The sequence below is a fragment of the Pseudomonas sp. FG-3G genome, from assembly GCF_901007645.1.
GTDB classification, from domain to species: domain Bacteria; phylum Pseudomonadota; class Gammaproteobacteria; order Pseudomonadales; family Pseudomonadaceae; genus Aquipseudomonas; species Aquipseudomonas rhizophila.
On record NZ_CAAKGZ010000007.1, the window covers coordinates 1 to 917 of the forward strand.

The 917-nt window shown below is 55.1% G+C and carries 1 protein-coding gene; it reads left to right on the forward strand.

Features of this window, described 5'->3' with window-relative positions:
- A partial coding sequence (locus tag PSEUDOMOFG3G_RS03845; RefSeq protein WP_171061322.1) for a hypothetical protein occupies positions 1-877 on the forward strand: 877 nt, incomplete at its 5' end.
- Positions 878-917 lie beyond the last annotated feature (40 nt).

The window sequence follows — 917 nt, forward strand, 5'->3', positions numbered from 1 at the left end:
TGATGCGCAAGTCCTTCTGGAATATAAGCCGGGCGAACAAGCACAGGGTTTGATATTCGATCCGCCGTTGGGGCAGTTGGTGGCGATGGAGGCGGGGAGTACTGCGTTGAGCTGGTCTATCTCCACCCAGGAGACCCAGATTGACCCGTTTGTACTGCAATTCGATATGCCGCTGATGAGCGGGATGCCGAAGTCTCCGCCATTGCCGGGAGGGTCTGTCAGACCTGATTACGAAGTGGTGGAGCTGAGTGTTCCTCAGGTCGGTATTCTTTTTAACGAATCCACGAAGGCGCAGGTGTTGGTGCGTCACCGAATCGACAAAACTCCTCAGGCCGGCGTAGACGTGACGTGGGATTTCACGGGGCACCCAACCGTTGTTACCCAGACTGACGCTACCGGTGTGGCCTATTGCGATATTCAGGGCGAACACCACACCGAAACCGGCATTGCCAGGCTGACGGCTTCTGTTTGGAGTCGACCGGGTGATGCTGGAAGCACGTTTATCGAGGTGTGGTTGTTTGATGTAAGCAATGCGCTGCTTCGTGGAACTGAAGTGAGGATCGATGGCTTGCCTTATGTGTGGGCGATAACGTATCCCTACAGATTTGTCAAAAGCGAAGCGACCATCAGCGTGAAGTTTCGCGAGGAGGATGTAGGGCGTGATTGTGCGATCGCCTGTACGCACCCTGGCGTGGTGTTCACGCCACCGGCCAATGAGTTGCGACCTGTTCCTGTTACATCCCAGCTTGAATGGAACATCAAGGTCGAGCTGCCGCTGAATACCCGATTTGCTTTCTCCGTGTATTGCCTGGGTGTCACTGGCTCTGCCGGCGGTCATTTTCTCTTCGTACCCGGTTCAGTTGAAGGGCAGCGCTAGCGTGGGCTGGGAGGTAGCACCTATGAAAGTTGTATCAGTA